Annotated in this window: 23 protein-coding genes and 1 pseudogene; 16 read left to right on the top strand and 8 right to left on the bottom strand. The window is 43.8% G+C overall.

The window, feature by feature from the left end; genetic code table 11:
• Positions 1-55: 55 nt before the first annotated feature.
• Entirely contained in the window at positions 56-1,327 is a 1,272-nt protein-coding gene (locus AC3E8G_RS04410; protein WP_490677114.1) for a replication-associated recombination protein A, read from the bottom strand.
• Between the two features lie 114 nt (positions 1,328-1,441).
• On the opposite strand from AC3E8G_RS04410, the gene AC3E8G_RS04405 reads away from it, so the two are divergent.
• The 6 genes and pseudogenes from AC3E8G_RS04405 to AC3E8G_RS04380 all read left to right on the top strand — a co-directional run bounded on the left by AC3E8G_RS04405 (position 1,442) and on the right by AC3E8G_RS04380 (position 5,664).
• Positions 1,442-1,912, top strand: a complete 471-nt coding sequence (locus AC3E8G_RS04405; protein ID WP_023027600.1) for a DUF3013 family protein — start codon at positions 1,442-1,444, stop codon at positions 1,910-1,912.
• A 53-nt stretch (positions 1,913-1,965) separates the two neighbouring features.
• The gene (locus tag AC3E8G_RS04400) at positions 1,966-2,508 is read left to right on the top strand and encodes a hypothetical protein (RefSeq protein ID WP_490677113.1); all 543 of its coding nucleotides are present in this window, start codon (positions 1,966-1,968) and stop codon (positions 2,506-2,508) included.
• A 49-nt stretch (positions 2,509-2,557) separates the two neighbouring features.
• Positions 2,558-2,992: an NUDIX hydrolase gene (locus AC3E8G_RS04395; protein WP_490677112.1), complete on the top strand. Its 435-nt coding sequence runs from the start codon at positions 2,558-2,560 to the stop codon at positions 2,990-2,992.
• Positions 2,993-3,838, top strand: a pseudogene (locus tag AC3E8G_RS04390) (GIY-YIG nuclease family protein). It begins immediately after the preceding gene.
• Positions 3,839-3,902: 64 nt separating this feature from the next.
• The gene (gene prmA / locus AC3E8G_RS04385; protein ID WP_490677111.1) at positions 3,903-4,853 is read left to right on the top strand and encodes a 50S ribosomal protein L11 methyltransferase; all 951 of its coding nucleotides are present in this window, start codon (positions 3,903-3,905) and stop codon (positions 4,851-4,853) included.
• 1 nt (position 4,854) lies between these two features.
• Entirely contained in the window at positions 4,855-5,664 is an 810-nt protein-coding gene (locus tag AC3E8G_RS04380; protein ID WP_490677110.1) for a 16S rRNA (uracil(1498)-N(3))-methyltransferase, read from the top strand.
• 134 nt (positions 5,665-5,798) lie between these two features.
• Here AC3E8G_RS04380 and AC3E8G_RS04375 read toward each other — a convergent pair whose 3' ends face one another.
• Entirely contained in the window at positions 5,799-8,183 is a 2,385-nt protein-coding gene (locus tag AC3E8G_RS04375) for a bifunctional 2',3'-cyclic-nucleotide 2'-phosphodiesterase/3'-nucleotidase (RefSeq protein ID WP_490677109.1), read from the bottom strand.
• Between the two features lie 271 nt (positions 8,184-8,454).
• Between AC3E8G_RS04375 and AC3E8G_RS04370 the strand changes: the two genes are divergently transcribed.
• Both AC3E8G_RS04370 and dtd read left to right on the top strand, forming a co-directional pair.
• Complete coding sequence (locus AC3E8G_RS04370) at positions 8,455-10,674, top strand: RelA/SpoT family protein (protein WP_125329764.1); 2,220 nt, start codon at positions 8,455-8,457, stop codon at positions 10,672-10,674.
• Positions 10,675-10,880: 206 nt separating this feature from the next.
• Complete coding sequence (gene dtd, locus AC3E8G_RS04365) at positions 10,881-11,324, top strand: D-aminoacyl-tRNA deacylase (protein ID WP_313964725.1); 444 nt, start codon at positions 10,881-10,883, stop codon at positions 11,322-11,324.
• Positions 11,325-11,617: 293 nt separating this feature from the next.
• Here dtd and AC3E8G_RS04360 read toward each other — a convergent pair whose 3' ends face one another.
• A complete protein-coding gene (locus AC3E8G_RS04360) occupies positions 11,618-12,271 on the bottom strand; it encodes a metal-dependent transcriptional regulator (protein WP_313964726.1) in 654 nt (217 codons plus the stop codon).
• A 139-nt stretch (positions 12,272-12,410) separates the two neighbouring features.
• On the opposite strand from AC3E8G_RS04360, the gene AC3E8G_RS04355 reads away from it, so the two are divergent.
• Positions 12,411-13,436, top strand: coding sequence for a DUF3114 domain-containing protein (locus AC3E8G_RS04355; RefSeq protein ID WP_313964727.1), 1,026 nt, complete (start codon positions 12,411-12,413; stop codon positions 13,434-13,436).
• 188 nt (positions 13,437-13,624) lie between these two features.
• Here AC3E8G_RS04355 and tpx read toward each other — a convergent pair whose 3' ends face one another.
• The 4 genes from tpx to AC3E8G_RS04335 form a co-directional block, all read right to left on the bottom strand.
• Positions 13,625-14,119 carry a thiol peroxidase gene (gene tpx / locus AC3E8G_RS04350; protein WP_313964728.1) on the bottom strand — a complete coding sequence of 165 codons (495 nt, stop codon included), beginning with the start codon at positions 14,117-14,119 and terminating at the stop codon, positions 13,625-13,627.
• A gap of 87 nt (positions 14,120-14,206) precedes the next feature.
• On the bottom strand, positions 14,207-15,139 hold the full coding sequence (locus AC3E8G_RS04345; RefSeq protein ID WP_313964729.1) for a metal ABC transporter substrate-binding lipoprotein: 933 nt from the start codon (positions 15,137-15,139) through the stop codon (positions 14,207-14,209).
• Positions 15,140-15,150: 11 nt separating this feature from the next.
• Positions 15,151-15,993 (bottom strand): metal ABC transporter permease, encoded by an 843-nt coding sequence (locus AC3E8G_RS04340; protein WP_120701320.1) that lies wholly within the window; start codon positions 15,991-15,993, stop codon positions 15,151-15,153.
• A complete protein-coding gene (locus AC3E8G_RS04335; RefSeq protein WP_048691612.1) occupies positions 15,990-16,712 on the bottom strand; it encodes a metal ABC transporter ATP-binding protein in 723 nt (240 codons plus the stop codon). The genes AC3E8G_RS04340 and AC3E8G_RS04335 overlap by 4 nt, the downstream gene beginning before the upstream one ends.
• 148 nt (positions 16,713-16,860) lie before the next feature.
• Here AC3E8G_RS04335 and AC3E8G_RS04330 point away from each other — a divergent pair, with 148 nt between their 5' ends.
• Complete coding sequence (locus tag AC3E8G_RS04330; RefSeq protein ID WP_313964731.1) at positions 16,861-18,756, top strand: M13 family metallopeptidase; 1,896 nt, start codon at positions 16,861-16,863, stop codon at positions 18,754-18,756.
• Between the two features lie 167 nt (positions 18,757-18,923).
• On the opposite strand, the gene AC3E8G_RS04325 is transcribed toward AC3E8G_RS04330, so the two are convergent.
• Positions 18,924-19,700: a glycyl-radical enzyme activating protein gene (locus tag AC3E8G_RS04325; protein WP_048691616.1), complete on the bottom strand. Its 777-nt coding sequence runs from the start codon at positions 19,698-19,700 to the stop codon at positions 18,924-18,926.
• Positions 19,701-19,830: 130 nt separating this feature from the next.
• Here AC3E8G_RS04325 and AC3E8G_RS04320 point away from each other — a divergent pair, with 130 nt between their 5' ends.
• The 6 genes from AC3E8G_RS04320 (at position 19,831) to AC3E8G_RS04295 (ending at position 26,265) form a co-directional block, all read left to right on the top strand.
• Complete coding sequence (locus AC3E8G_RS04320; protein ID WP_048717589.1) at positions 19,831-20,574, top strand: DeoR/GlpR family DNA-binding transcription regulator; 744 nt, start codon at positions 19,831-19,833, stop codon at positions 20,572-20,574.
• Between the two features lie 14 nt (positions 20,575-20,588).
• Entirely contained in the window at positions 20,589-21,560 is a 972-nt protein-coding gene (locus tag AC3E8G_RS04315; protein WP_490677108.1) for a sugar-binding transcriptional regulator, read from the top strand.
• A 166-nt stretch (positions 21,561-21,726) separates the two neighbouring features.
• Positions 21,727-22,050, top strand: coding sequence for a PTS lactose/cellobiose transporter subunit IIA (locus AC3E8G_RS04310; RefSeq protein ID WP_368403021.1), 324 nt, complete (start codon positions 21,727-21,729; stop codon positions 22,048-22,050).
• 13 nt (positions 22,051-22,063) lie between these two features.
• Positions 22,064-22,372 (top strand): PTS sugar transporter subunit IIB, encoded by a 309-nt coding sequence (locus tag AC3E8G_RS04305; RefSeq protein ID WP_013904534.1) that lies wholly within the window; start codon positions 22,064-22,066, stop codon positions 22,370-22,372.
• An 11-nt stretch (positions 22,373-22,383) separates the two neighbouring features.
• Positions 22,384-23,685, top strand: a complete 1,302-nt coding sequence (locus AC3E8G_RS04300) for a PTS sugar transporter subunit IIC (protein ID WP_048691625.1) — start codon at positions 22,384-22,386, stop codon at positions 23,683-23,685.
• A gap of 141 nt (positions 23,686-23,826) precedes the next feature.
• Complete coding sequence (locus tag AC3E8G_RS04295) at positions 23,827-26,265, top strand: glycyl radical protein (RefSeq protein ID WP_023027619.1); 2,439 nt, start codon at positions 23,827-23,829, stop codon at positions 26,263-26,265.
• Positions 26,266-26,267: the final 2 nt, after the last annotated feature.

Genomic DNA, 26,267 nt, shown 5'->3' with positions numbered 1-26,267 from the left:
GATACCATATTTCAAAAAAATTTCAAGGGAAAATCTCATTTTTTTGGAACCGATATCACCTTTTCTTGAGTTGATCAATCTTCTCTTTTGTCGTCCCTAGGGCTCGCTCGTATTTGCCATTTTCATTTGGAGTGAAATAAGATGCCCCCTTCAGCTTGTCTGGTAGGTAGTCCTGTTGGACCCAATTACCAGGATAATTGTGGGGGTATTTGTAGTCTTGAGCATTCCCCAAGGTCTTGCTTCCGGCATAGTGGCCATCCCGTAAATGGCGAGGGATAGGAAGATTGCCAGACTTCCGGAGGTCAGTCAAAGCCTTGTCCATGGCGACGTAGGCCGAGTTGGACTTAGGCGAAAGGGCTAGGTCGATGACGATGTTGGCGATGAGGATGCGGGCTTCGGGGAAGCCGATGCGCTCCGCTACCTGAAGGGCTGTCACCGTATGGATCTGCGCATCTGGATTAGCCAGACCGATATCTTCGTAGGCAATGACTGTCAAGCGACGAGCTAAGCTGGGCAAATCACCGGCTTCAATCAAGCGTGCGGCGTAGTGGAGGCTGGCATCGACATCCGAACCACGGATAGACTTTTGCAGGGCAGAGAGCACATCGTAGTGGCCGTCTCCATCTTTGTCCATGGTGATGTAGCTGCGCTGGAGGCTGTTTTCCATGATCTCGAGACTGATGTGGCGAACGCCATCCTCCCCTTCCTTGGTAGAGAGGACGGCCAAATCAAGAGAGTTATAGGCAGAACGCAGGTCTCCATTGGTCGAAGTGGCGATGAAATCCAAGGCCTCCTCGTCGAGGGTAACAGGAAAGTCAAAGCCCCGCTCAGAGTCGCTCAGCGCCAACTGGATAGCCTCTTTGACCTGTTCATTGGTCAAGGATTCCAACTCAAAAATCTGTACCCGACTGCGAATGGCAGGCGTCACGGAGAAGAAAGGATTCTCAGTCGTTGCGCCGATCATGATGACCAGACCGCTTTCGAGCAAAGGCAGGAGAAAATCTTGCTTGGTTTTATCGAGGCGATGGATCTCATCCAAAAGCAGGACTAAGCCACCTGAAAACTTAGCTTCCTCTGCAATCTCTTGCAGGCGTTTTTTGCTGTCGACGGTTGCATTGAAGGTCCGAAAGGCATACTTGGTTGTGCCCGCGATGGCAGAAGCAATACTGGTCTTGCCAATCCCTGGTGGGCCAAAGAGAATCATGGACGAGAGACGATTGGCCTCCACCATGCGGCGGATGATTTTCCCTGGGCCGACCAGGTGTTCTTGTCCGATGACCTGATCGATGGTTTTGGGACGCATGCGCAGGGCGAGATTGTCCGGCATGAGGGTCTCCTTTCTAGCTTTGTCTCCTTTAAAAGAGGCAGTTTTTATGGTAAGATTGTAGTAACTATTGTATCATATTCCGCTCTAAGAGTGGGAAATTAGAAAGAGGACACGATGTCTAAGTATGGATTTTTGGATGTTTTAGAAGAGGAAATGGAAAAGGTCTTTCCCTTTGACTTTGAGATCAATTGGGATAAGAAGAATCATGCGGTAGAAGTGGCTTTTCTCTTAGAAGTACAAAACACAGGAGGGGTTGCCTTGGTCGATGAGTCGGGTGAGGAGTCTGACGAGGATATCTTCTTTGAAGAAGCCGTCATCTTCTACAATCCAGCCAAGTCGCATGTGGAAGAAGATGCCTATTTAACAGCCCTTCCGTATGAGCCGAAAAAAGGCTTGTCTCGGGAGTTTCTAGCTTATTTTGCGACCTTCCTCAAAGATACAGCCGAGCTGGCCTTGGATGACCTCATGGATTTCTTAGCAGACGAAGAAGCAGAGAGCTTTGAGATCGTCTGGAACCAAGAAGTCTTTGAAGAAGGGAAAGTTGGCCTAGAAGAAAGCACCTTTTATCCCTATCCAAGATATTAGAAAAGATTCTAAGTGTTTTTTTGAATACTGGATTCAAGGAGAAGGGGAAAACTATGCTAGAAAAAGTCAAACAGTTTTTCAGGAGAAAGTCAGATAAATATGAGCAATCAGTTTGCATTCTGCCCCGCAATCGCTTTGCGGATTTAGATTTCGAGAGAATGTTAAAGTCTGGAACTCGTCGCCTTGTCGATGAGGAAGGGCGCTATGCAGAAGATGGCACAGTCACAGAACTTGAATTTCCTGAAGACTTTGCGGAATTTGAATTTTTAGTTGGTTTTAAGACGGAAGATGAAGAGCAGTTCCAACAACTATTAGCTCGTTTAAATAGTATTGACAATGCCATTCAGTCCCATTTGGAAAGCGAGTTGCAACAACCTATCCCTCAGTTTGCCAAGAATCTCGGCTATACTCAGAAGAGGTGGGAGAAAACCTTTTACTTCCATCCATGGATATTAAGTTTTGATGAAAATCCTCCTAATCTTCGCTATGTTGCAGATTATGTCAATGATGAGTTTACGGTTTATTTTGCTAAAAAACATGGCAGATGGCAGGCGTACTGGGATGCAGAGTGCCAAAAAGTAATCGAAGAAAGCTAGCTCGTATTTTCCTAGAGAGTAATTGTTATCATAGAAAAGAGTAAATATCATGGAATTATTGGATAGCAGAATGGATTTCCAAGGTTGCAAGATTGCCTTGATTTGTGGGGATAAGGTCTTGACTATCTTACGTGATGACAAGGACGATATCCCTTGTCCCAACATGTGGGAGTTGCCAGGTGGTGGCCGTGAAGGGGATGAAAGTCCCTTTGAATGCGCAGCGCGTGAAGTTTATGAGGAACTAGGCATTCATTTAAATGAAGATTGTTTGCTTTGGGGCAAAATTTATCCTAGCGTAATCTTTGAAGGCAAGCAATCGGTCTTTATGGTTGGTCAGCTAAGACAAGAACAATTTGACAATATTATCTTTGGAGATGAAGGGCAAGCCTATAAACTGATGAACATTGAGGAATTTTTGACATCCAGTCAAGTAGTTCCGCAGTTGCAGGGTAGATTGAGGGATTATTTGGAGGAAGTAAGGTAGGTGCCAAATCGTAGTAAGAATATCAATATGTTTCTCATGGATGGAGAAGTTACTGGGATAATTAAATGTACCTTGTCGAATTGGACAGGGGTGATTTAAAAAATTCCTCGAATTCAATTGGCAGATTTAAAATCACGTGATGAAATGAAGCAAAGCGGGATTTATTTCCTATTTGGTCATAATGAGGATAAGCAAAAGGATGTTACCTACATCGGGCAGGTAACGAATCGCAAAAATGGTGAAGGTGTCCTTTTACGTGTTCAGGAACATACTCGTGATATCCATGCAGATTATTTTAATGATGTGATTATTTTGACGACGCAGAATAATTCCTTTGGCCCCACGGAAATTAGTTACTTGGAAAATAAATTTACACAACTAGCAAAGGACGCGGGGCGCTTCATTGTAAAAAATGGGAATGAGCCCAATTCTGGGAATGTAACAGAAGAAAAGCAGTCAGAGTTAGATGAGGTTGTGGAAAACACTTTGATGATTGTAGGGACCTTAGGGTACCGAGTGTTTGTTCCTATGACCAAGAAAACAAGTCAGAATATTTCTGATGAAAATTCAACTTATCTCTATTTGAAGCGAAAAACAAAGAAATCAAATCGAATGATTGAAGCTATCTGTGAACAGACTTCGGAGGGTTTTGTTGTTTTAGAAGGCAGTCAAGTTGATGAAGTTGATTCACTTGCAATACCAGCAAGTCTAAAAGAATTGCGTGAGGAGTTAATCAAATCAAATGTGATTAAAGATGGTGTTTTACAAGAAAAACAACTGTTCTCCAGTCCATCTTATGCAGCTGCTTTTGTACTAGGAATGAATACGAATGGACGAACGGATTGAAAAAATAAGGACGGCAAGACTTTAAAAGAATTAGAAGAAATAATGGATTGTTAAGGAGAATCAGATGGAAACATGGCAAGAGTTAAAAGTTACAGTCAAGCGTGAGGGTGAGGAGCTGGTCTCTAATCTCTTGATCGAGTTAGGTGCCCAGGGTGTTGCAATCGAAGACAGCATGGACTATGTGGGCAATGTTGATCGTTTCGGTGAGATTTTTCCTGATGTCGAGCAGCAAGAAGAAATCGTGGTGACCGCCTACTACCCCGAAACGGTTGATGTAGTAGCTGTTGAAACGGATTTGCAGGCTCGTCTGGCAGAATTGACGGATTTTATGGATTTAGGAGAGGTCAAGATGGGTACGACTGCCTTGGCTGAGGAAGACTGGGCTGACAACTGGAAGAAATATTATGAGCCAGCTCGCATCACTCATGACTTGACCATCGTGCCGTCATGGACAGACTATGAAGCGACGGCGGGAGAAAAGATTATCAAACTAGATCCAGGGATGGCCTTTGGGACAGGAACCCACCCAACAACCAAGATGAGCCTCTTTGCCTTGGAGCAGGTTCTTCGTGGTGGGGAAACGGTGCTGGATGTAGGAACTGGTTCCGGTGTCCTTTCTATTGCTAGCTCGCTTCTGGGTGCCAAGGAAATCTTCGCCTATGACTTGGATGATGTGGCGGTTCGCGTCGCTCAGGAAAATATTGAGCTCAACCCGGGCATGGAGAACATCCATGTAGCCCCAGGCGATTTGCTTAAGGGTGTGGAGATTGAAGCAGATGTCATCGTGGCCAACATCCTAGCGGATATCCTTATCCATCTGACAGATGATGCTTATCGTTTGGTCAAGGACGAAGGTTATCTCATCATGAGTGGCATTATCAAGGACAAGTGGGACATGGTGCGTGAGTCAGCTGAGTCGGCTGGATTTTTCCTTGAAACCCACATGATCCAAGGGGAATGGAATGCCTGCGTCTTCAAGAAGACCAAGGATGTCTCCGGTGTGATTGGAGGCTAGCATGCAGCAGTATTTTGTAAAAGGCCTTGCGACCTCACCTGTCACCATCGAGGACAAGGAAACCAGCAAGCACATGTTTCAGGTTATGCGCCTGAAGGAGGATGACGAAGTTACTTTAGTCTTTGATGATGGGATCAAGCGCTTGGCGCGCGTGGTCAATGTGGAGGCGCGTCAGTTGGAGCTGATTGAGGAATTGGCTGACAATGTAGAATTACCAATTCAAGTGACCATCGCATCAGGCTTTCCCAAAGGAGACAAGCTCGAGTTCATCACTCAGAAAGTAACCGAACTCGGTGCTAGCCAAATCTGGGCCTTCCCTGCCGACTGGTCCGTCGCTAAATGGGACGGCAAGAAGTTGGGTAAAAAGGTCGAAAAACTAGAAAAAATCGCTCTTGGAGCAGCCGAGCAAAGCAAGCGGAATCTGGTGCCGAGCATTACTCTTTTTGAGAAAAAGGCAGACTTTCTGGCTCAGTTAGACCAGTTTGACCGGATCGTGGTGGCCTATGAAGAGTCGGCCAAAGAAGGAGAGGCAGCCGCTCTGATTCAGTCGCTGACCGGTTTAGAAGCTGGAAGCAAATTGCTTTTTATCTTTGGACCAGAAGGTGGTCTTTCACCTGCGGAAATTGAAAGTTTTACAGCTAAAGGAGCAGTCCTTGCAGGACTTGGACCTCGCATTCTTCGAGCCGAAACAGCTCCACTCTACGCCCTCAGCGCCGTGAGTGTTGTTACAGAATTAATGAAAAACGAGAGTGGGACAGAAATCGGTCATTCGTTAGCATTCGATTTCGTCGTCCCACCTCCGCACAGTTGAGTAGGGCTGTAAAAGCTGATGCAATCAGCGTAGTAGAGCCCACTCAACCACTGCGTCTTGCTCAACAATCCAAAAATAAATGAGAGGCTAGGACTTTTGTCCTAGCCTCGTTAATTTTTTAAAATAGGAAAGATTTAGTTTTCTTCTTTCTTACGAGATGGAAGAAGGAAGCCAAGTCCGGTCATCACCAATCCGACAAGGGCCATGATAGAAGCACGTTGGCCAGTTTCTGGCAGGCTTTCTGCTTTGACTACAGATTTAGTAGGTGCAGGTAGCGTGATGGTTTGTTGGTTATGGGCAAGGGTGATGATTTCATCCTGTGCTTGGTTTGTTTGGTTAGGTGCCAAGTTAGCCGGATTGTTTTGATCTGCTGGAGTCGTTTTAGGTTCCACATAAACAAAGCGGAATTCTCCAAATCCTTCTTGTTTAGATGGCTCAAGATAGACGATATCTCCGTCTTTACCAACCAGATCCTTAGCTTTGTCAGCAGTTAAAAAGCGGACATCTGCATCCTTGATACTGCTTGTAAAGTGCCAGTTACCGTCTGCACTTGGATTGATGTTCTTTTCTTCTAAGATGTAGTTGATGATAGCTTGGCGGTTTTCCAATCCAAGGAGTTGGTTTAGGCTAGCATCGCGAACGCCTGGGAATTTTCCGTTTGCCCGGTAGTTGTTGGTCACTACGATAAATTCTTGATCCGCAGTGACTTCCTTACCTTGGTATTTCAAGTTGCGCACACGGCTAGCGTCTGGATTAACCGTTTTTCCTTCGCGGTCGTATTTGTTTGGTTGGGTCACGTCGAACTCATAGGTCACCCCGTCGATAACGTCAAAGTTGTAGGTCCGGTAGTTAGGGTTGACAAGCTGTTGAGGCTCTTTGCTGGTTGGGTCGATCGTGTTGAATTGTCCAGCAGACATTTCCAACCATTCCTTGAGTTGCGCACCAGTCACCTTGAGGATGGCAGTGACATTATCATAGAGATAAAGGTCAGCGACGTTCTTGATGGCGATTGGGCCAGCTGGGATATCTGTGTAGGCAGTAGCATCTCCACGGGTACCTGCCTTAAATGGCGCAGCAGCAGAGAGGATTGGAAGGTTAGCTTCCGGAGTTCCTGCCAATTCCTTCTTAGCATACCAAATTTGTGCGTTGTTCACGATTTGGACAGATGGATCATCTTTCACAAGGGCAAAGTAGCTGGTGATTGGAGCAGAAGTAGTTCCGACTTGTTGGCGGACATATTTGACTGTTCCTTCGTGGGCTTCCTTCGCGATCGCTGTAATGCGCTCATCAGCTACTTTTGACTTGGTGTCAATCTTGCGGATGGCAGCCTTGCTTCCAACAACAGACCATTTGCCGTCTGTGTAGCGAAGGTTGAGATCGATAACTCCGAGGTGGTCGCCGTATTTTCCAGCCATGGTAACCGGTGTACCGTTGATTTTACCGTTTACCCCATCAACACCAGCATATTTTTCGTAGAAGCCAGTTCCATTTCCGCTTGGGAATTCTGCGTGTGAGTGACCTGTTACGACTGCGTCAACACCTGGGAGGCTAGCGATTTGGTAGCCTTCGTTTTCTTCACCTTTTTCGTACTTGTCATCTCCGATACCAGAGTGAGAAAGGACGAGGACGACATCAGCTCCAGCTTTGCGCATTTCTGGGATGATAGCCTGGATGGCTTCGACGGAGTCATTGACCTTGACCTTACCTTCGAGATTGGCCTTGTCCCAGCTAAGGATTTGTGGAGGAACGATGCCTGTTACCCCGATATTGACATCGACTGGACGACCGTTTTTGTCAGTATAGGTCTTTTTGATGATCTTGTAGGGATCATAGACAAAAGCGCCAGTATTTGCATCCACAACGTTGGCATTAACGATTGGCATACCAGCAGTTGCAATGACCTTTTTGAGGTAGTCTAGTCCGTAGTTAAATTCGTGATTTCCAAGGGTTCCCGCATCAAAGCCCAATTTTTGAAGAGCTGTATACATTGGGTGTTGCTCACCATCTTTGATAGGATTGACGATGGCCTTGTAGGTACCAAGAGGAGTTCCTTGGATAGTATCTCCGTTATCAACGAGGAGGACGTTGCTGTTTTCTTTTTTCGCATCTTCGATCAAGACAGCTGTTTTTGCCAGACCAACGTTTTGCGCTGGTTTGTCTTGGTAGTAGTCATAGTTGACCAAGTTGGTATGAAGGTCCGTTGTCGCAAGGATGCGGACGTCGACTTCTTGCCCCTCAACTGGAGTGGTCGCTTTTGCGTCACTGGCACTATTTTGAGGTGCAGCTGGAGTCGCTTCGGTTGCTGTAGTAGCGGCTTCTCCGCTAGCAGTCGGAGTGTTATTGCTAGTAGATGCTTCAGCGCTAGTCGCAGGAGACGCAGGAGTTGCGGCCTCTGTGACAGCAGTTGCTGACGAATCAGTTGCGCTTGAGCTTGTCGCTTCATCTGCTTGGGCAGTCGTCGTTGCCAAGAAAGCTGCAGCAAGGCTGAATAGGGCAGCCTGTTTACGGAATGATGACATGGTTGTCCTCCTAAATAAAATGATGTCTTTCTATTATATCTTATTTTGTTCAGAATGTATTCGTTTTCGCAGGATTTCTATATGATAAATGGATAAAATTTACTCTAAAAACCGAAAGAAAGCCTAAAAACCGAAGAAAAATTTTTTTAAGTTCGGGAATTGTGCTTCTTATTTTTGGGGAAGCGAGCCCTTTCTCGGAAAGTCAATCGGACTAGTTTTCATATAAAGCTAAAAGTGATAGAATAGAAGGCAAGAAAGTGGAGAAAACTAGATGCCGAAAGAAGAACCTTTAACAGGGGGCCAGGTTATTGCCCTTACCAAAAAATACTTGTCGGGAGAGGATGTTGCATTTGTAGAAAAAGCTCTCCTTTATGCGGTCGACTGCCATAGTGGGCAATTCCGTAAATCAGGTGAACCCTATATCATCCACCCTATTCAAGTTGCCGGCATTTTGGCAAAATTGAAGTTGGATGCTGTGACGGTTGCCTGTGGTTTTTTGCACGACGTTGTCGAGGATACAGACGCGACCCTAGATGATCTAGAACGCGAATTTGGACACGATGTCCGAGTGATTGTCGATGGAGTGACCAAGCTCGGGAAGGTCAAATACAAGTCCCACGAAGAGCAGTTGGCAGAGAACCACCGCAAGATGCTCATGGCCATGTCTCAGGACATCCGTGTCATCTTGGTCAAGCTAGCAGACCGCTTGCACAACATGCGGACTTTGAAGCATTTGCGCAAGGACAAGCAAGAGCGGATTTCCCAAGAAACCATGGAAATCTATGCGCCACTAGCCCATCGTCTCGGGATTTCCAGCGTCAAGTGGGAATTGGAAGACCTATCCTTCCGTTATCTCAATGAAGTCGAATTCTACAAGATTTCCCATATGATGAAGGAGAAGCGTCGCGAGCGGGAAGCCTTGGTAGAAGAAGTCGTCCAAAAGATCGAGTCCTATGCGGCGGAACGCCACCTCTACGGGAAAATCTATGGTCGTCCTAAGCATATCTACTCCATCTACCGCAAGATGCAGGATAAGAAGAAGCGCTTTGATGAAATCTATGATTTGATTGCCATTCGCTGTATCCTGGAATCACCGAGCGATGTCTATGCTATGCTGGGCTATATCCACGAGCTCTGGAAGCCCATGCCAGGTCGCTTCAAGGACTATATCGCTAACCGCAAGGCCAATGGTTACCAGTCTATTCATACCACTGTCTACGGTCCCAAAGGTCCCATCGAGTTCCAGATCCGTACCAAGGAAATGCACGAAGTTGCTGAGTACGGGGTTGCGGCGCACTGGGCCTATAAGAAAGGGATCAAGGGCCAAGTTAATAGCAAAGAATCAGCTATTGGGATGAACTGGATCAAGGAGATGATGGAACTCCAAGATCAGGCAGATGATGCCAAGGAATTTGTCGATACGGTCAAGGAAAACTATCTGGCTGAAGAGATTTATGTCTTTACGCCGGATGGAACTGTCCGTTCCCTTCCAAAGGATTCTGGACCGATCGATTTTGCCTATGAGATCCATACAAAGGTAGGGGAGAAGGCTGTTGGAGCCAAGGTCAATGGCCGGATGGTGCCTCTCAATACCAAGCTACGGACAGGGGATCAGGTGGAGATTATCACCAATGCCAACTCCTTTGGTCCAAGTCGTGACTGGCTCAATATCGTCAAGACCAGCAAGGCCCGCAATAAGATCCGCCAATTCTTTAAGAACCAAGACAAGGAACTCTCGATCAACCGTGGACGAGAGTTGCTCATGGCTCAATTCCATGAGCATGATATGATTGCCAACAAGTTCATGGACAAGAAGCACATGGACAAGGTATTGCAAAAGACCAGCTACAAGACCGAAGATGCCTTATTTGCGGCCATCGGTTTTGGAGAAGTGGGAGCCATCTCCGTCTTTAACCGTTTGACAGAAGAAGAACGCCGCGAAGAGGAAAAAGCCAAGGCGCGTGCGGAAGCCGAAGAGCTGGTCAAAGGTGGCGAAGTCAAGGTTGAAAATAAAAAAGATACCCTCAAGGTCCGCCATGAAGGTGGTGTCGTCATCCAAGGCGCTTCTGGTCTCTTGATCCGGATTGCCAAGTGTTGCAATCCTGTGCCAGGAGATACAATTGTCGGCTACATTACCAAAGGACGTGGGGTTGCCATCCACCGTCAAGACTGTATGAACCTGCGGGCCCAAGACAACTACGAGCAACGCTTGATCGATGTCGAGTGGGAAGACAATAACACGACCAAGGACTACATCGCCCATATCGATATTTATGGCCTCAACCGTGCAGGCCTCCTCAACGATGTCCTTCAAGTCCTCTCCAATACGGCTAAGATGATCTCAACCGTCAATGCCCAACCAACCAAGGATATGAAATTTGCCAATATCCACATTTCCTTCGGGATTCCAAACCTGTCTATGTTGACAACGGTGGTGGATAAGATTAAGAGTGTGCCGGAGGTGTACTCTGTTAAGCGTACCAACGGCTAATCGGCTGCTCAGTTATCTTTTATTGCTTCGTTAGCTCGCCTCGCCGTACTACAGTACTGTCTTCGTCTCGCTGCCTTGCTCTAAAAGCAACTGAACAGCCTTTACTTTTCAGATAGTGTGCCTACATCTCACTGCCTTGTCTGATGTCGATTTTCTTTCAAGGTTAGCGGTGAATGCTCAATAGATTGTTAAAATAGGATAATAAGATGAAATTAGTAATTCAACGGGTCAAAAGGGCCTCGGTTTCTATTGACGGTCAAGTTTATAGTCAGATTCAAGAAGGACTTCTTCTCTTGGTGGGAGTGGGGCCTGAGGATGACCAGAAGGATTTGGAGTATGCGGTGCGCAAGGTCACCCAAATGCGGATTTTCTCGGATGAAGAAGGGAAGATGAACTTATCTGTCAAGGATATTCAAGGAGAAATCCTCTCTGTTTCGCAGTTTACCCTCTTTGCCCAGACAAAAAAAGGCAATCGTCCAGCCTTTATTGGGGCAGCCAATCCAGAGATGGCCAGCCAGCTCTACGATGATTTCAATGATTTGTTAGAAAAGGAAGTCCCTGTCAAACGAGGGATCTTCGCTGCAGATATGGCAATCGAACTCATCAATGATGGCCCGGTGACCATCATCCTCGATACGAAAAATCCATAGAAAAACAAGCCCTTGATTAAAGGGCTTGTTTGAATGTCGACAAATTACTTTTTACTTAGGATAGCTGAATAATTTTTCAAAAAAATCCTTATATTACTTTGAGTTGTCGAAGTAAATCCGAAACTTTCCGCCGTGAGAAAAATGCTTGAAACATTGTTGTTTCAAGCACTCGGGAGTTTTGAAACCTTAGGTTCAAAACTAAGTCATGGAACTTCGTAGAAGTTCGCTGACGTCCGTACTCACCTAAGGAAAGTTTCTAGGAATACTATTTCTTCAATCTGACATGCTCTTAATCAAAGAGCATATTTTTCTATGTAAAGTTGTTGGGCAATCAGATGATTGATCTGGATGTCTTGGTCTTTGATCTGGAGCTGATAGAGGCCGGTGTAATCATCATAGCCTTTGAAGAGAATGACATCTCCAATGGTCAGCTGGATCTGGTCTAAAAAATTCAGCAATTCAAAGCTATCCTGGACTCTTCGCAAACGATAGGTTCCCGGTTCGCTGACATCACTCAAACGGTCCTGGTAAGCCTCGATGAGAAGTTGTCCTTTTGGGGGAATAGTTCCTCCGTGGGGGCAGGTCTTAGGAGTGTCTAACATCTGGTCAAGTTTATCGATAAAGCGGTCGGAGACAGTATGCTCGAGCACCTCAGCCTCTTCATGGACTTCTTCAGTTGTATAGCCCAGTTTTTTGAGCAAGAACACTTCAATCAAGCGGTGCTTGCGAAAGAGATCGGAAACCGTTTGAAGGCCGAGCTCGGTGAGCAGATAGCCGTGGGTCTTGTCTTTGATGAGGAGATTCTCCGAGATCATTCGTTTGACCATTTCAGTCACGGCTGGAGGCGAAACCTGCATTCGGGCCGCAATCTCTTTGTTACTAATTTTTTCATGTTGCGTGCCGATTTCATAGATGCACTTGAGGTAATCTTCTTTATTCGGTGTCATAGGGTCCTCTTTTCTTCGCTCCTTCTAGTATATCAAAAAAAGTGCGAAATGGCTTGGTCAGTGGATAGGAATTGTCTAGGAGGGCGAAAGATGATAGTATAGAAGCATAAACTGAAAACAATATGGAAAGGAGGGGCAGATGAAGCGACGGGAATTAGAAAAGTTGGGTTGGACGACCAGAGGTCTCAGCTACTTAGAAAAACGACTGCAGTCTTGCGAAGATGAAGCAAAAAGGCAAGACTGTTACCGCTCTGTCTTTGTCTTTGCCAGCCCTCTTTTCCAAGAGATGTGGCAGAGAGAACTGCAAGGATTGACGGCAGGTCGTGCCCAGGCCCTCTTAAAAGGGGTTATGCATCTCTGTCTCATGCCACGGGATTTATCGGGAACCTGTGAGGAGACCGCCTTCTTACTGAAGCGGTTCTGGCCAGATTGTCCCCCTCATTCACCTTTTTGGTCCTCTTTTTCAAGAGTGGTCCAAGTAGCTTTTGCTCTGGATTCATTAGCCAGCAAAGCAGGAGATCAGCTCTTAAAACGCCAGATCCACCAGTTCCGCTATCTGCTCTCTGCCTACCAGACCCAGTGGATTCGGGAGCATTATGCCAAAACTGGACAGACTGATGAAGAGGCGCTACAAGCTTACTTACAGGAGACAAAAGGAATTAAGATCGATGCCTATGCGGCGGCTCGTCTTCACAATAAGGTCTATGTGGATCAAAACGGCCAGCTCGCCTTCCCATCTCGTGCCCAGACTCAGTTGAATTTTAAGGTCTTGCTTAACTTTCATACAGAGTATATCCTGGATCAGGGTGGCCAGTTTCTCAACGAAGTGGATCCGAATCAGATTTCTGAAAATGGCATTGTCAATGGAGCCAGTTTCAACTATGGCTTAGCTAGAGGCCGAACCCATAAGGACTTGGATATCGATCCCGTTAAACCGTGGGATCCGCCATTTCGTAAGAAAGTCCTCTATCAGCAAGGTGTTCGCTATCTCGCTCCGAAGAATGATCGTAGTATTGAAGGATACTGGAGCCGGAAGGGAACCTTTGCACAAGGAGGCAAGAGCTACAAGCAACAAGTAGCAAAGCGTGTGCGGCGCTTCCTCAGAGGAATCCCACGCTTACGCTGGCGAGTCCTCTTCCAGAATGGACTCCATCGGATTTTATAGTAGATAAAAAGAGGCTGGGCAAAAACTGTCCAGCCTTTGATGTTTGATAGGAATAAGTGCAAGACGCAGTGGTTGATTGGCACCTTTGTTCGCTCTTTAAGCTCCAAAGATGACCTAATCAACTGTGCGGGGGTGGGAAGACGAACTCTTTTTAGCTTTTCGGAGTTCTTTCCCACTCCCTTTTTCATTTAATCAAGTGCTTTGACGGCTTCGATTGCCGCGTCGTAATTGGGTTCGCTGTTGATGTTGTCTAGGTATTCGACGTAAGTGACCTTGTTGTCCGCATCTAGGACCAAGACAGCGCGTGCGAGCAAATGCCATTCATTGATCAAGAGGCCATAGGCTTTTCCGAAGTAATGGTCGAAGTAGTCTGAGAGCATGATGGCATTTTCGATCCCTTCAGCAGCACACCATTTGCCTTGGGCGAACGGAAGGTCGACGGAAACTGTCAAGACCACAGTGTCCTCCATGTCAGAGAGGGCCTGGTTGAAGTGACGTGTTTGAGTAGAACAGATCCCTGTGTCAATAGATGGGATCACACTGAGGACTTTTTTCTTCCCAGCAAAATCAGCCAAAGATTTTTTCTCCAAGTTTGGTGTAGTCAGTGAAAAGTCATGAGCAGTATCGCCAACTTGAAGTTGAGATCCGGTAAAGGTAACAGGGTTTCCTAAAAATGTTGTCATAGCAAAGACTCCTTTTTTCTTTTCATTGTACATTAATGAAGGGGGAAGAGCCACTGATTTGTTTGAGAATCTAATCAGTTTGGAATCTTATTTGTTCAAACCTTCTGCGATTTTCTCCAAATTCCATTTCATCATGCTGTAGTAGCTGTCGCCTTCTTCGCCTTCTTTGGCAATTGAGTCAGTAAAGATTTTTGAAAAGATTGGGATATTGGTATCTTTAGACACAGTTTTCATAGGACGTTCATCGACACTGGATTCGACAAAGAGGGACGGTACCTTGGTTTGACGCAATTTCTCTACCAGCGTTTTGATTTGTTCGGGTGTCCCTTCTTCTTCGGTGTTGATTTCCCAGATATAGGCAGATGGGACGCCGTAGGCTTTGGAGAAGTACTTGAAGCAACCTTCGCTGGTTACGATCATCTTCTTATCTGCTGGGATGTTATTGAATGCTTGCTTGGCTTCTTGGTCTAGCTTGTTGAGTTTTTCAGTGTAGGCTGCTAGATTTTTTTCGTAGAAGTCCTTATTTTTTGGATCTTTGGCGATCAATTGTTTAGCAATGTTTTTAGCATAGATAATCCCGTTTTCGAGATTGAGCCAAGCGTGAGGGTCTTCTTTTCCAGCTTGGTTTTGACCTTCTAGGTAGATGACATCGACTCCCTCGCTCACTGCGAAATAATCCTTGTTTTCTACTTTATTGGCATTTTTGACCAACTTGGTAAACCAAGCATTGCCACCCGTTTCGAGGTTGATCCCGTTGTAGAAGATCAGGTCTGCTTGTGAAGTTTTTTTGACATCTTCTGGGAGTGGTTCATATTCGTGGGGATCTTGGCCGACAGGGACAATACTATGGAGCTCGATTTTATCCCCCGCGATATTTTTGGTGATATCTGCGAGGATGGAGTTGGTGGTAACCACCTTCAATTTATCAGATGAAGACTTGGAAGAAGAGCCTTTGCTACAGGCCATAAGGCAGAATAAGAGCGCCACAAAGAGGGCGAGGACAGAAGTGATTTTTTTCATGTGTTTCTCCTTTAATGAGGTGAAAGAGCGTGCTTATTCTTTCTCTGCTTAGGAGCGATAAAGAAGCTGATGAGAAAGAAGATGGCAGAAGTGAGGACGATACAAGACCCGACGGCGATGTTGAAGCTATAGCCAATAAAGAGTCCCAGGATGGAGGCCAGAGCACCTAATCCGGATGAAAGGAGCATCATGGACCAGAGGCTGTTGGCATAGAGATAGGCCGTCGCAGCGGGTGTGATGAGCATGGCGACGATGAGAATGGTCCCGACACTCTGCATAGCAGTGACAGAAACCAAGGTCAAGAGCACCATGAGAAGGTAGTGATAGACCTTAACCCGGACACCCATGGACTGAGCCAGAACGGGGTCAAAAGATGTGAGCAGTAAGGGTCGAAAGAGCAGGCAAATCACCAGCAAGACCGCCACCCCAATACCGATAGTCATCCACATATCCTGGTCTTGCACGGCCAAGATATTCCCAAAGAGGATGTGGAAGAGGTCGGTGGAACTTTTAGCGATTCCGATCAGAATGACTCCTAAGGCGAGGAAAGAAGAAAAGGTAATCCCAATCGCCGTGTCGCTCTTGATGATGGAGTTGCTCTTGATATAGGTGATGAGGATGGAAGCTAAAAGCCCGAAGGTAATGGCGCCAATAAAGAAATTGATGCCCAGGATAAAGGAAAGGGCCACACCTGGAAGGACCGCGTGTGAGATGGCATCTCCCATGAGAGACATGCCTCGCAAAATGATGAAACATCCGACTGCACCAGCGACGATCCCGATGGCAATAGCTGTAATGAGAGCGTTTTGGAGGAAATGAAATTGTTGTAATCCATCGATAAATTCTGCAATCATCTGATTTCACCTCCTATAAAAAGTTCATGGCCGTAGGCTGCGTGAAGATTCTCTTTGGTAAAGGTTTCTTCTGTTTTCCCAAAAGCAATCAGTTTGCGATGAAGGAGCAGGATCTGGTCAAAATAAGCTGGGACCTTGCTCAGATCGTGATGGACAATCAGGATGGTCTTGCCTTCCTTTTTCAAGGTTTGGAGTGTCTGCATGATGATGTCTTCGCTAACGGAGTCAATCCCAGCAAAGGGCTCATCCAAGAAGATGACCTCTGCTTCTTGAACCAAGCAGCGGGCGATTAGCACCCGTTGGAATTGCCCTCCTGAAAGCTGGCCGATCTGGCGATCTGCTAGATCAAGAAGATTGACAAGTTTCAAGGCATTTTCTACTTTTTGGAGATCCTCTTTGCTTTTTCTCTTGAAGATAGAAAGATGGGGATAGAGCCCCAGCGAGACACACTCCCGCACCGTGATGGGGAAGTGGAAATCAATAGCGGATTTCTGTTCGACGTAGGCCACTCGTTGAAGAACTTGGCCGAGGTCTTTTTGATCGAGCTGGACCTTTCCCGAATGAGGGAGAAGTCCTAGCATGGCCTTGATCAGGGTTGATTTTCCAGCTCCGTTGGGTCCAAGAATGCCTAGGATGGTTGGACCCTGGATGGTGAGGGAAAGATCCTCCAAGGCCAGTGTTTGCTGGTAAGCAACACTTAGATGTTCAATTTGAATCATGATTTTGCTCCTTTACCATTAATATACATGAATGAAAAAATTAAGTCAAGTTAATTTTTAAAATAATTTAGATTAAATCTTTTGTAATCATTGAAAAATAGACCTATTTTTGATAAGGTTAATAGAAAAGAATGAAAGTGAGAAGATCATGGTACGTTTACAAGATGATTTTTATGATTACGTCAATGGGGAATGGGCTGAGACAGCTGTTATTCCTGATGACAAACCGTCAACTGGTGGTTTTATGGACTTGATCCAAGATATCGAAAACTTGATGTTGGATATTACCGGAAAATGGCAACGGGGAGAAGAGCTGCCCGAAGACAGCATTCTCCAAAACTTTGTCAAATACCACAAAATGGTGGCAGATTTTGATGCGCGAGAAGTAGCTGGTGTAGCACCAGTCATGCCCTTGATCAATGAAATTAAGGCTCTGTCTTCTTTTGAAGACTATACCAGCAAGTTAGGCATCTATGAACTAGCTGGCAAACCAAATCTCTTGCCATTTAGCGTATCACCAGACTTTATGAATGCTCAAATGAATGTCTTGTGGGGAGAGTCTCTTGCTCTCATCTTGCCAGATACGACCTACTATGAAGAAGGCAACGAAAAGGGTCCAGAATTGCTGGCTATCTGGCGCCAAATGATGGAAAAACTCTTACCTAAATTTGAATTCTCAGAGGAAGAAATCAAGGATATCCTGGATAAGGTCATTGCAGCGGACGCAGAATTAGCCAAATATGTCTTGTCAAATGAAGAAAGATCAGAGTACAACAAACTCTACCATCCTTATGAGTGGGCAGATTTCAAGGCCTTGGTTCCAGAATTGCCACTCGATGCCTTCTTTGCAGAAGTGATCGGACAAACACCAGATAAAATCATCGTGCCGGAAGAGCGTTTCTGGAAGGAATTCGCTCCAAAATACTACTCGGCAGCCAACTGGGAAACCATTCATGCCAAATTGAAACTCGGTGCAGCCTTAGATTGGACATCTTTCTTGACCGAAGAAATCCGTGTCCTGTCTGGTGAATATGGACGGATCATCACGGGGATTCCAGAAGCTCGTCCGAAAGAAAAAGCCGCTTTGGCTTTGGCAGAAGGACCTTATAGCCAAGCACTTGGCCTTTGGTATGCGGGCGAAAAATTCTCACCAGAAGCAAAAGCAGACGTAGAGCATAAAGTAGCGACCATGATTGACGTCTACAAGGAGCGCTTAGAAAAAGCAGACTGGCTCGCTCCTGAAACTCGTGAAAAAGCCATTGTCAAACTCAATGTCATTACACCGCATATTGGCTACCCTGAAAAATTACCAGAAACATACGCCAAAAAGATTATCGACGAGAGCAAGACCTTGGTGGAAAATGCTCAAGCTCTCTATGAAATTTCCATTGCCCATACTTGGAGCAAGTGGAACCAACCAGTCGATCGGAGCGAATGGCACATGCCAGCTAATATGGTCAATGCTTACTATGATCCGCAACAAAACCAAATCGTCTTCCCAGCAGCGATTTTACAAGCACCTTTCTATGACCTTCACCAATCATCATCAGCCAACTACGGCGGAATCGGTGCGGTCATTGCCCATGAAATCTCCCACGCCTTTGACACCAATGGGGCCTCCTTTGACGAGCACGGTAGCTTGAAAGACTGGTGGAAGCCAGAAGATTACGAAGCCTTTACCGCTCGTACTCAAAAAGTCATCGATCAGTTTGAAGGACAAGACTCATACGGTGCCAAGATCAACGGGAAATTGACCGTTTCTGAAAACGTAGCAGACCTCGGTGGTATCGCTGCAGCTCTTGAAGCCGCTAAGAAAGAGGAAGATTTCTCAGCAGAAGAATTCTTCACCAACTTTGCTCGCATCTGGCGCATGAAAGCCCGAACAGAGTACATGCAACTCCTCGCAAGTGTCGATGTCCACGCACCAGGAAAACTCCGCACCAATGTCCAATTACCAAACTTTGACGAATTCTTTGAAACCTTTGATGTCAAAGAAGGCGACGGCATGTGGCGCGCACCAGAAGACCGTGTGATTATTTGGTAAATTAAGATACTAAGCCCGTAAAAAAAGCGAGAAGAAAATAGGATATTGACCATGTGGGCCATGCTCACCAGGCAATCTCTCTTTTTCTCGATGCTCGTGAAAGAATAAGAAATCCCCAAAGCCAAGTTTCAGTAAATTGAAACTAGCTTTGGGGATTTTTGAGTGGATTAGAAATAACAGTGAATGTCATGATCTAAAAAAACTTGCTGGTAGTCATATAAATCTTCTGGATGCAGGGCTTTTATTCCTTCCATTTCATAGCGACGTCCTAAAAGCTTGTATTTGTTTTCTCCAAACTGGTGAAATGGGAGCAGTTGTACTTCATCGATGTTGAGAGAATTAAAAAGGGAAGCAAATTCTTCAGCATCAGTTAAAGAGTCATTGAAATTAGGAATGACTGGAATACGTAAAACGATTGTTTTGTTTTGAGCAAAGGCATAATGAATATTTTTAATAATCAGATGATTGTTGACTCCGACAACCTTCTTATGTTTAAGTGTATTGTAATGTTTAAGGTCTGTATAAATAAAATCAACATACTGAATGAGATCGACAAATTTCTCATGTTCAACAAAAGCTGTCGTTTCGATTGCAGTATGAAGTCCAACTTCTTTCGCAGCTTTTAAGATTGCTTTGGCAAATTCAAATTGAGCGAAGATTTCTCCACCAGACAGGGTAAGGCCACCACCAGATTCTTCGTAGAAGTCAACGTCTTTTAAGACATCATCTATGATTTCTGTAACTGTTTTTTCTTCTCCTGTGATGGTTTCCTTTTTAGTAACAGCATCCAACATTTTTTCAGGATTTGCACGCTGGGATTCAGGATTGGAGCACCATGGACAACGTAGGGGACATCCTTTTAGAAATACAGTAGTTCGGATTCCAGGGCCATCATGGATACTAAAGTGTTGGATATTAAAGATTATGCCACGATTTTGTTCCATATTTTTGCTCTCCTATCAATCTAGTAAGTCCATTATACATTATTTAAGAAACTAATTCAATTACGAACGAAAGTTTATTTTGTTTTGAATTCACTCGAAAATTTGCTAAAATAGAGAAGAGGTAAAAACAATGCAACGTTTAGATGAAATATTGAAATTAGTATCGGAATTTGAAAAGATTGATGTTAATAGCTTGTCTGAGAAATTACAAGTCTCTAAAGTGACCATTCGAAAGGATTTGGACAAGCTAGAATCCAAAGGATTATTGCATAGAGAACACGGCTATGCTGTTTTAAATAGTGGAGATGATATCAATGTTCGATTGTCCTTTCAATATGATACCAAGAAAAGAATAGCCAGGGAAGCTGCTAAATTAATTAAGGATAACGACACGGTTTTGATTGAATCGGGCTCTACTTGTGCCTTGCTAGCGGAAGAAATTTGCCAAACAAAAAAGAATGTCAAGATTGTGACAAATTCTTATTTTATTGCAGATTATATTCAGGAATATGATTCCTGTAAAATCATCCTACTTGGTGGTGAATTTCAAAAAGAATCGAGAGTGACTGTAGGTCCGCTTTTGAAAGAATTGATCCGCTCGTTTAGAGTCCCCTTTGCTTTTGTAGGGGTAGACGGATATGATGACGAACTTGGCTTTACTGGGAAAGATATGATGAGAAGTGAAGTTGTTCAAGCTATGTCCGATGTTTCTAAAGAAGTGATTGTCTTAACAGATTCAAGTAAATTTGGGAAATGTGGAACTGTCAGACGGTTTGCACTTTCACAAGTTTCGAGAGTCATAACAGATAAGAATATATCTCAAGAAGCGAAAGAAAAACTTGAGGATTCGCAAACGATTTTAACTTTAGTATAAGAAGGAGAAGCCAATTGAAAGATGAACGGAAAAAGTTACTTGCTAAATTAGCCTATCTATACTATGTTGAAGACAAAAGTCAATCGCAAATCGCAGCAGAAACTGGAATCTACCGTACAACTGTCAGCAGAATGCTAGCAGAGGCTAAAAAAGAGGGAGTTGTAAAAATTGAAATCGAAAACTTTGATACTCGCCTCTTCCATTTAGAAAATTATATCAAACAAAAATATGGCTTAAAAGCTATCGAGATTATACCAAATCTAGTTGATGAACCTCGAGAAAGCCTTGAAAAGCGACTGGCGCAAGCAAGTGCGGTCATGCTTCGTAATTTGATTGAAGATGGAATGACAGTCGGATTTTCATGGGGCAAGTCTCTCAGATTAATGGTAGAACAAGTTGGAACGAAACGCTTGGATGGTGTTCAGTTTTATCCCCTAGCTGGAGGTCCCAGTCATATTCATGCTCGCTACCATGTCAATACGCTGATCTACAGTATGGCGAGTAAATTTCATGGGGAATGTCATTTTATAAACGCGAGTGTCATTCAAGAAAATTCTGAGGTGACGGAAGGCATCTTATCTTCTAAGTATTTTGAGGATTTGAAAGCTAGTTGGCGTTGTTTGGATGTTGCGGCTGTGGGGATTGGTGGCCATGCAGATAGCAAGAATCCTCAGTGGTTTGATATGCTGACATCGAATGATTTTAAGAAATTGGAGTCAGAACATGCTGAAGGAGAAGTATGCTGTCGTTTCTTTGATCAAGAAGGTGTCCCCGTTTATCCTGAATTACAGGAAAGAACAATATCTATCACATTGGAGGAATTGAGAAAGGTACCAAACACCATCTCTTTAGCCTACGGTGATCAGAAAGCAAAAGCTATTTTATCGGTTTTGAAAGCCAACTATATCAATCATTTAGTCACAGATGAAGCGACGATCTTAAAAGTTTTAGAATTAGATGGTGATCAGCAATTTACTAAAAAATAGGACAGCAGGAATGCGGTCCTTATTTTTTTGAGTCAAAAAGCACAAATGTGCAAAAATCAAAAACAACAATCAAATGTTGCGATTTTTATTGACCGGCAAAAATATAAATGGTATATTGACAATAGAAAAAGCGCTTTCAGTAGATTAACAAAGGAGTGTAGTGCACATGGAAATAATTGTTGCAGACCAAATTATTATGGGATTGATTTTAAATGCGGGTGATGCTAAACAGCATATTTACCAAGCTTTATCATATGCTAAGGAGGGCGATTTTACATCTTCTGAAGATGAAATTGCAAAAGCAGATGCAGCATTGCTAGAAGCGCATAACCTGCAAACACAATTTTTAGCCCAGGAAGCAGGTGGGACAAAGACAGATATTACAGCTCTGTTTGTGCACTCACAAGATCACTTAATGACTTCAATCACAGAGATTAACTTGATTAAAGAAATGATTGACTTACGTAAAGAACTTTCAGCGAAACAATAAGGAGGAAAAGAAGATGAAAATTGGATTGTTTTGTGCAGCAGGATTTTCAACAGGAATGTTAGTAAATAATATGAAGGTGGCGGCTAAGGAATTAGGGATTGATGCTGAGATCGATGCCTATTCTCAAGCGAAATTAGCAGATTTTGCCCCAGAAATCGATGTTGCATTGTTGGGCCCTCAAGTAGCTTATACTTTGGATAAATCAAAAGCGATTTGTGAGGCAAACCATATTCCTATTGCTGTCATCCCTATGGCAGATTATGGGATGTTGGATGGTAAGAAAGTACTAAATCTAGCTCTAGAATTGCTAGGAGAAAAATAAGGAGGCTTCCCATGTCTAATTTTAATTCTCAGAAAATTATCGCTCCAATCATGCGTTTTGTAAACATGAAAGGAATTATTGCTCTTAAAGATGGGATGTTAGCGATCCTTCCATTAACGGTAGTTGGTAGTTTGTTTCTGATTATTGGGCAATTACCATTTGAAGGTCTTAATCAGGCTATTGCTAGTGTATTTGGCGATACATGGACAGAGCCATTTATGCAGGTTTATTCAGGAACATTCGCCATCATGGGATTAATTTCTTGCTTCTCCATTGGTTATTCATATGCAAAAAACAGTGGTGTAGAACCTTTGCCAGCAGGAGTTTTGTCCCTATCTTCATTCTTTATCTTGTTAAAATCTTCTTATGTACCAGCTAAGGGAGAACCGATTGGTGATGCCATTGCAAAAGTATGGTTTGGTGGCCAAGGGATTATCGGTGCTATTATTATTGGCCTGGTAGTTGGTGCGATTTATACTGTGTTTATCCAAAGACACATTGTTATTAAAATGCCAGAACAAGTACCTCAAGCCATTGCCAAACAATTTGAAGCGATGATTCCTGCTTTCGTGATTTTCTTACTATCAATGATTGTCTATATCGTATCAAAAGTAGTGACAAGTGGCGGTACCTTCATTGAAATGATCTATGATGTCATTCAGGTTCCTCTACAAGGTCTAACAGGATCCCTTTACGGAGCGATTGGAATTGCCTTCTTTATTTCGTTCTTGTGGTGGTTTGGTGTGCACGGACAATCAGTTGTCAATGGGGTAGTAACAGCCTTGCTACTTTCTAACCTGGATGCTAATAAATCAATGTTGGCAGCTGGAAAGCTATCCGTTGAAAATGGTGCCCACATTGTCACCCAACAATTCTTAGATAGTTTCCTTATTTTGTCTGGATCAGGTATAACTTTTGGCTTAGTTATTGCTATGTTATTTGCTGCTAAGTCAAAACAATATAAGGCACTTGGGAAAGTTGCAGCTTTTCCTGCAATCTTCAATGTTAATGAACCCGTCGTATTTGGCTTCCCAATTGTAATGAACCCAGTGATGTTCCTTCCATTTATTATCGTTCCAATTTTAGCAGCGATAATTGTTTATACTTCAATTGCTATTGGGTTCATGCATCCATTCTCAGGTGTGACCCTTCCTTGGAGTACACCAGCCATTATTTCTGGCTTTATGGTTGGAGGTTGGCAAGGTGCTTTCGTTCAAGTGCTAGTTCTTGCAACCTCGACTGTCGTATATTTCCCATTTTTCAAATTCCAAGATAATCTTGCCTATAACAACGAATTACAAGCTGAAAAATAGTGCGTTTAGTAGGAATGCACAGATGTGCGACTAGAATTGAATTTATAGGTATTATCCATAATTCATTGAAATTCGTAAAATTTAATGCTACTATAGTTACGAAAGAAAACAAAATAATTTCAAAAGAAAGGTTTTGAAAAAATGAAACAAGTAGAAGTAGCAAGTACAAGCATTAAAACAGAATATTTTGGAAGCCTCACTGAACGCATGAATAAGTATCGTGAAGATGTCTTAAACAAGAAGCCTTATATCGACGCTGAACGTGCCGTTCTTGCAACTAAGGCATATGATCGTTATAAGGAACAACCAAATGTTCTTAAACGTGCCTATATGTTGAAAGAGATTCTTGAAAATATGACAATCTATATTGAGGATGAATCCATGATTGCTGGAAACCAAGCATCCTCTAATAAAGATGCTCCGATCTTCCCAGAATATACTTTAGAGTTCGTTCTGAAGGAATTGGATCTTTTTGAAAAGCGGGATGGTGACGTCTTCTATATTACGGAAGAAACGAAAGAGCAGCTCCGTAGTATCGCACCGTTCTGGGAAAATAATAACTTACGTGCAAGAGCTGGAGCTCTTCTACCTGAAGAAGTATCTGTCTATATGGAAACAGGATTCTTCGGTATGGAAGGGAAGATGAATTCAGGAGATGCCCACTTAGCAGTCAATTATCAAAAATTATTGCAATATGGCTTGAAAGGTTTTGAAGAAAGAGCTCGCCAAGCTAAAGCAGCCCTAGATCTAACGGATCCAGCTAGCATTGATAAGTACCATTTTTACGATTCAATCTTTATCGTAGTTGATGCTGTTAAGACCTATGCTCAACGATTTGTGGAACTTGCTAAACAACTTGCTGAAACAGCAACTCCTGAACGTAAGAAGGAATTGCTTGAAATTGCAGAGATTTGCTCGAAAGTTCCATACGAGCCTGCAAGTACATTTGCAGAGGCTGTTCAGTCTGTTTGGTTTATCCAATGTATTCTTCAGATTGAATCAAATGGACACTCACTTTCATATGGCCGTTTTGACCAATATATGTATCCATACGTTAAAGCTGATTTGGAAAGTGGACGGGAAACTGAAGAGAGTATTGTTGAACGCTTGACCAACCTTTGGATTAAGACTATTACAATTAACAAAGTACGTAGTCAAGCACATACCTTCTCATCTGCAGGTAGTCCACTTTATCAAAACGTTACGATTGGCGGTCAAACGCGTGATAAGAAAGATGCCGTTAACCCATTGTCTTATTTAGTGTTGAAGTCTGTTGCTCAAACTCACCTTCCTCAACCAAACTTAACTGTTCGTTACCATGCTGGTTTGGATGCCCGTTTCATGAACGAATGTATTGAAGTTATGAAGCTCGGATTCGGTATGCCTGCTTTCAATAATGATGAGATCATTATTCCATCCTTTATTTCAAAAGGTGTTCTTGAAGAAGATGCTTATGATTACAGTGCAATTGGTTGTGTAGAAACAGCTGTTCCAGGTAAATGGGGCTATCGCTGTACAGGTATGAGTTATATGAACTTCCCTAAAGTTTTGCTCATCACGATGAACGATGGAATCGATCCTGCTTCTGGCAAGCGCTTTGCACCAAGCTTCGGTCATTTTAAAGACATGAAGAGCTTCGATGAATTGCAAACTGCTTGGGACAAGACTTTGCGCCACTTAACCCGCATGAGTGTGATCGTAGAAAACTCGATCGACCTATCTCTTGAAAGAGAAGTGCCAGATATTCTCTGTTCAGCTTTGACAGATGACTGTATTGGACGTGGAAAACACCTAAAAGAAGGTGGAGCTGTCTACGATTATATTTCTGGTTTACAAGTGGGTATTGCAAACTTATCCGATTCACTTGCAGCAATCAAGAAACTGGTATTCGAAGAAGGACGCTTAACGCCACAAGAGCTATGGCATGCTCTGGAAACCGATTACGAGGGCGAACGTGGAAAAGAAATTCAAGAGATGCTTATTCATGATGCACCGAAGTATGGAAACGATGATGACTATGCAGACAGCTTAGTTCGAGAAGCATACGATATTTATGTGGATGAAATTGCTAAATATCCAAATACTCGCTATGGACGTGGGCCAATCGGTGGTATCCGTTACTCAGGAACGTCCTCTATTTCAGCCAATGTAGGACAAGGTCGTGGAACATTAGCTACTCCGGACGGTCGTAATGCTGGAACTCCACTAGCAGAAGGATGCTCTCCATCCCACAATATGGACCAACATGGCCCAACATCTGTTCTAAAATCTGTTTCTAAATTGCCAACAGATGAAATTGTTGGTGGTGTTTTACTGAACCAAAAAGTAAACCCACAAACTTTAGCCAAAGAAGAAGATAAATTAAAACTTATTGCTTTACTCCGTACGTTTTTTAATCGTCTACATGGATACCATATTCAATACAATGTGGTTTCTAGAGAAACGTTGTTAGATGCTCAAAAACATCCGGAAAAACACCGTGACTTAATTGTACGTGTTGCAGGCTACTCAGCTTTCTTCAATGTACTATCAAGAGCTACACAAGATGATATTATTGGACGGACAGAGCATACTCTATAGTA

This window comes from Streptococcus sp. SCPM-O-B-15294 (M123) (assembly GCF_058200455.1).
Note: the sequence above shows the minus strand (reverse complement) of the source record. Positions and strands in the feature narration are given on the sequence as shown.

Excerpts from the sequence above, each read along its gene's own strand:
- AC3E8G_RS04410 (WP_490677114.1), bottom strand. The coding sequence starts at position 1,327 with ATGCCGGACAATCTCGCCCTGCGCATGCGTCCCAAAACCATCGATCAG.
- AC3E8G_RS04405 (WP_023027600.1), top strand. The coding sequence starts at position 1,442 with ATGTCTAAGTATGGATTTTTGGATGTTTTAGAAGAGGAAATGGAAAAG.
- AC3E8G_RS04400 (WP_490677113.1), top strand. The coding sequence starts at position 1,966 with ATGCTAGAAAAAGTCAAACAGTTTTTCAGGAGAAAGTCAGATAAATAT.
- AC3E8G_RS04395 (WP_490677112.1), top strand. The coding sequence starts at position 2,558 with ATGGAATTATTGGATAGCAGAATGGATTTCCAAGGTTGCAAGATTGCC.
- prmA (WP_490677111.1), top strand. The coding sequence starts at position 3,903 with ATGGAAACATGGCAAGAGTTAAAAGTTACAGTCAAGCGTGAGGGTGAG.
- AC3E8G_RS04380 (WP_490677110.1), top strand. The coding sequence starts at position 4,855 with ATGCAGCAGTATTTTGTAAAAGGCCTTGCGACCTCACCTGTCACCATC.
- AC3E8G_RS04375 (WP_490677109.1), bottom strand. The coding sequence starts at position 8,183 with ATGTCATCATTCCGTAAACAGGCTGCCCTATTCAGCCTTGCTGCAGCT.
- AC3E8G_RS04370 (WP_125329764.1), top strand. The coding sequence starts at position 8,455 with ATGCCGAAAGAAGAACCTTTAACAGGGGGCCAGGTTATTGCCCTTACC.
- dtd (WP_313964725.1), top strand. The coding sequence starts at position 10,881 with ATGAAATTAGTAATTCAACGGGTCAAAAGGGCCTCGGTTTCTATTGAC.
- AC3E8G_RS04360 (WP_313964726.1), bottom strand. The coding sequence starts at position 12,271 with ATGACACCGAATAAAGAAGATTACCTCAAGTGCATCTATGAAATCGGC.
- AC3E8G_RS04355 (WP_313964727.1), top strand. The coding sequence starts at position 12,411 with ATGAAGCGACGGGAATTAGAAAAGTTGGGTTGGACGACCAGAGGTCTC.
- tpx (WP_313964728.1), bottom strand. The coding sequence starts at position 14,119 with ATGACAACATTTTTAGGAAACCCTGTTACCTTTACCGGATCTCAACTT.
- AC3E8G_RS04345 (WP_313964729.1), bottom strand. The coding sequence starts at position 15,139 with ATGAAAAAAATCACTTCTGTCCTCGCCCTCTTTGTGGCGCTCTTATTC.
- AC3E8G_RS04340 (WP_120701320.1), bottom strand. The coding sequence starts at position 15,993 with ATGATTGCAGAATTTATCGATGGATTACAACAATTTCATTTCCTCCAA.
- AC3E8G_RS04335 (WP_048691612.1), bottom strand. The coding sequence starts at position 16,712 with ATGATTCAAATTGAACATCTAAGTGTTGCTTACCAGCAAACACTGGCC.
- AC3E8G_RS04330 (WP_313964731.1), top strand. The coding sequence starts at position 16,861 with ATGGTACGTTTACAAGATGATTTTTATGATTACGTCAATGGGGAATGG.
- AC3E8G_RS04325 (WP_048691616.1), bottom strand. The coding sequence starts at position 19,700 with ATGGAACAAAATCGTGGCATAATCTTTAATATCCAACACTTTAGTATC.
- AC3E8G_RS04320 (WP_048717589.1), top strand. The coding sequence starts at position 19,831 with ATGCAACGTTTAGATGAAATATTGAAATTAGTATCGGAATTTGAAAAG.
- AC3E8G_RS04310 (WP_368403021.1), top strand. The coding sequence starts at position 21,727 with ATGGAAATAATTGTTGCAGACCAAATTATTATGGGATTGATTTTAAAT.
- AC3E8G_RS04305 (WP_013904534.1), top strand. The coding sequence starts at position 22,064 with ATGAAAATTGGATTGTTTTGTGCAGCAGGATTTTCAACAGGAATGTTA.
- AC3E8G_RS04300 (WP_048691625.1), top strand. The coding sequence starts at position 22,384 with ATGTCTAATTTTAATTCTCAGAAAATTATCGCTCCAATCATGCGTTTT.
- AC3E8G_RS04295 (WP_023027619.1), top strand. The coding sequence starts at position 23,827 with ATGAAACAAGTAGAAGTAGCAAGTACAAGCATTAAAACAGAATATTTT.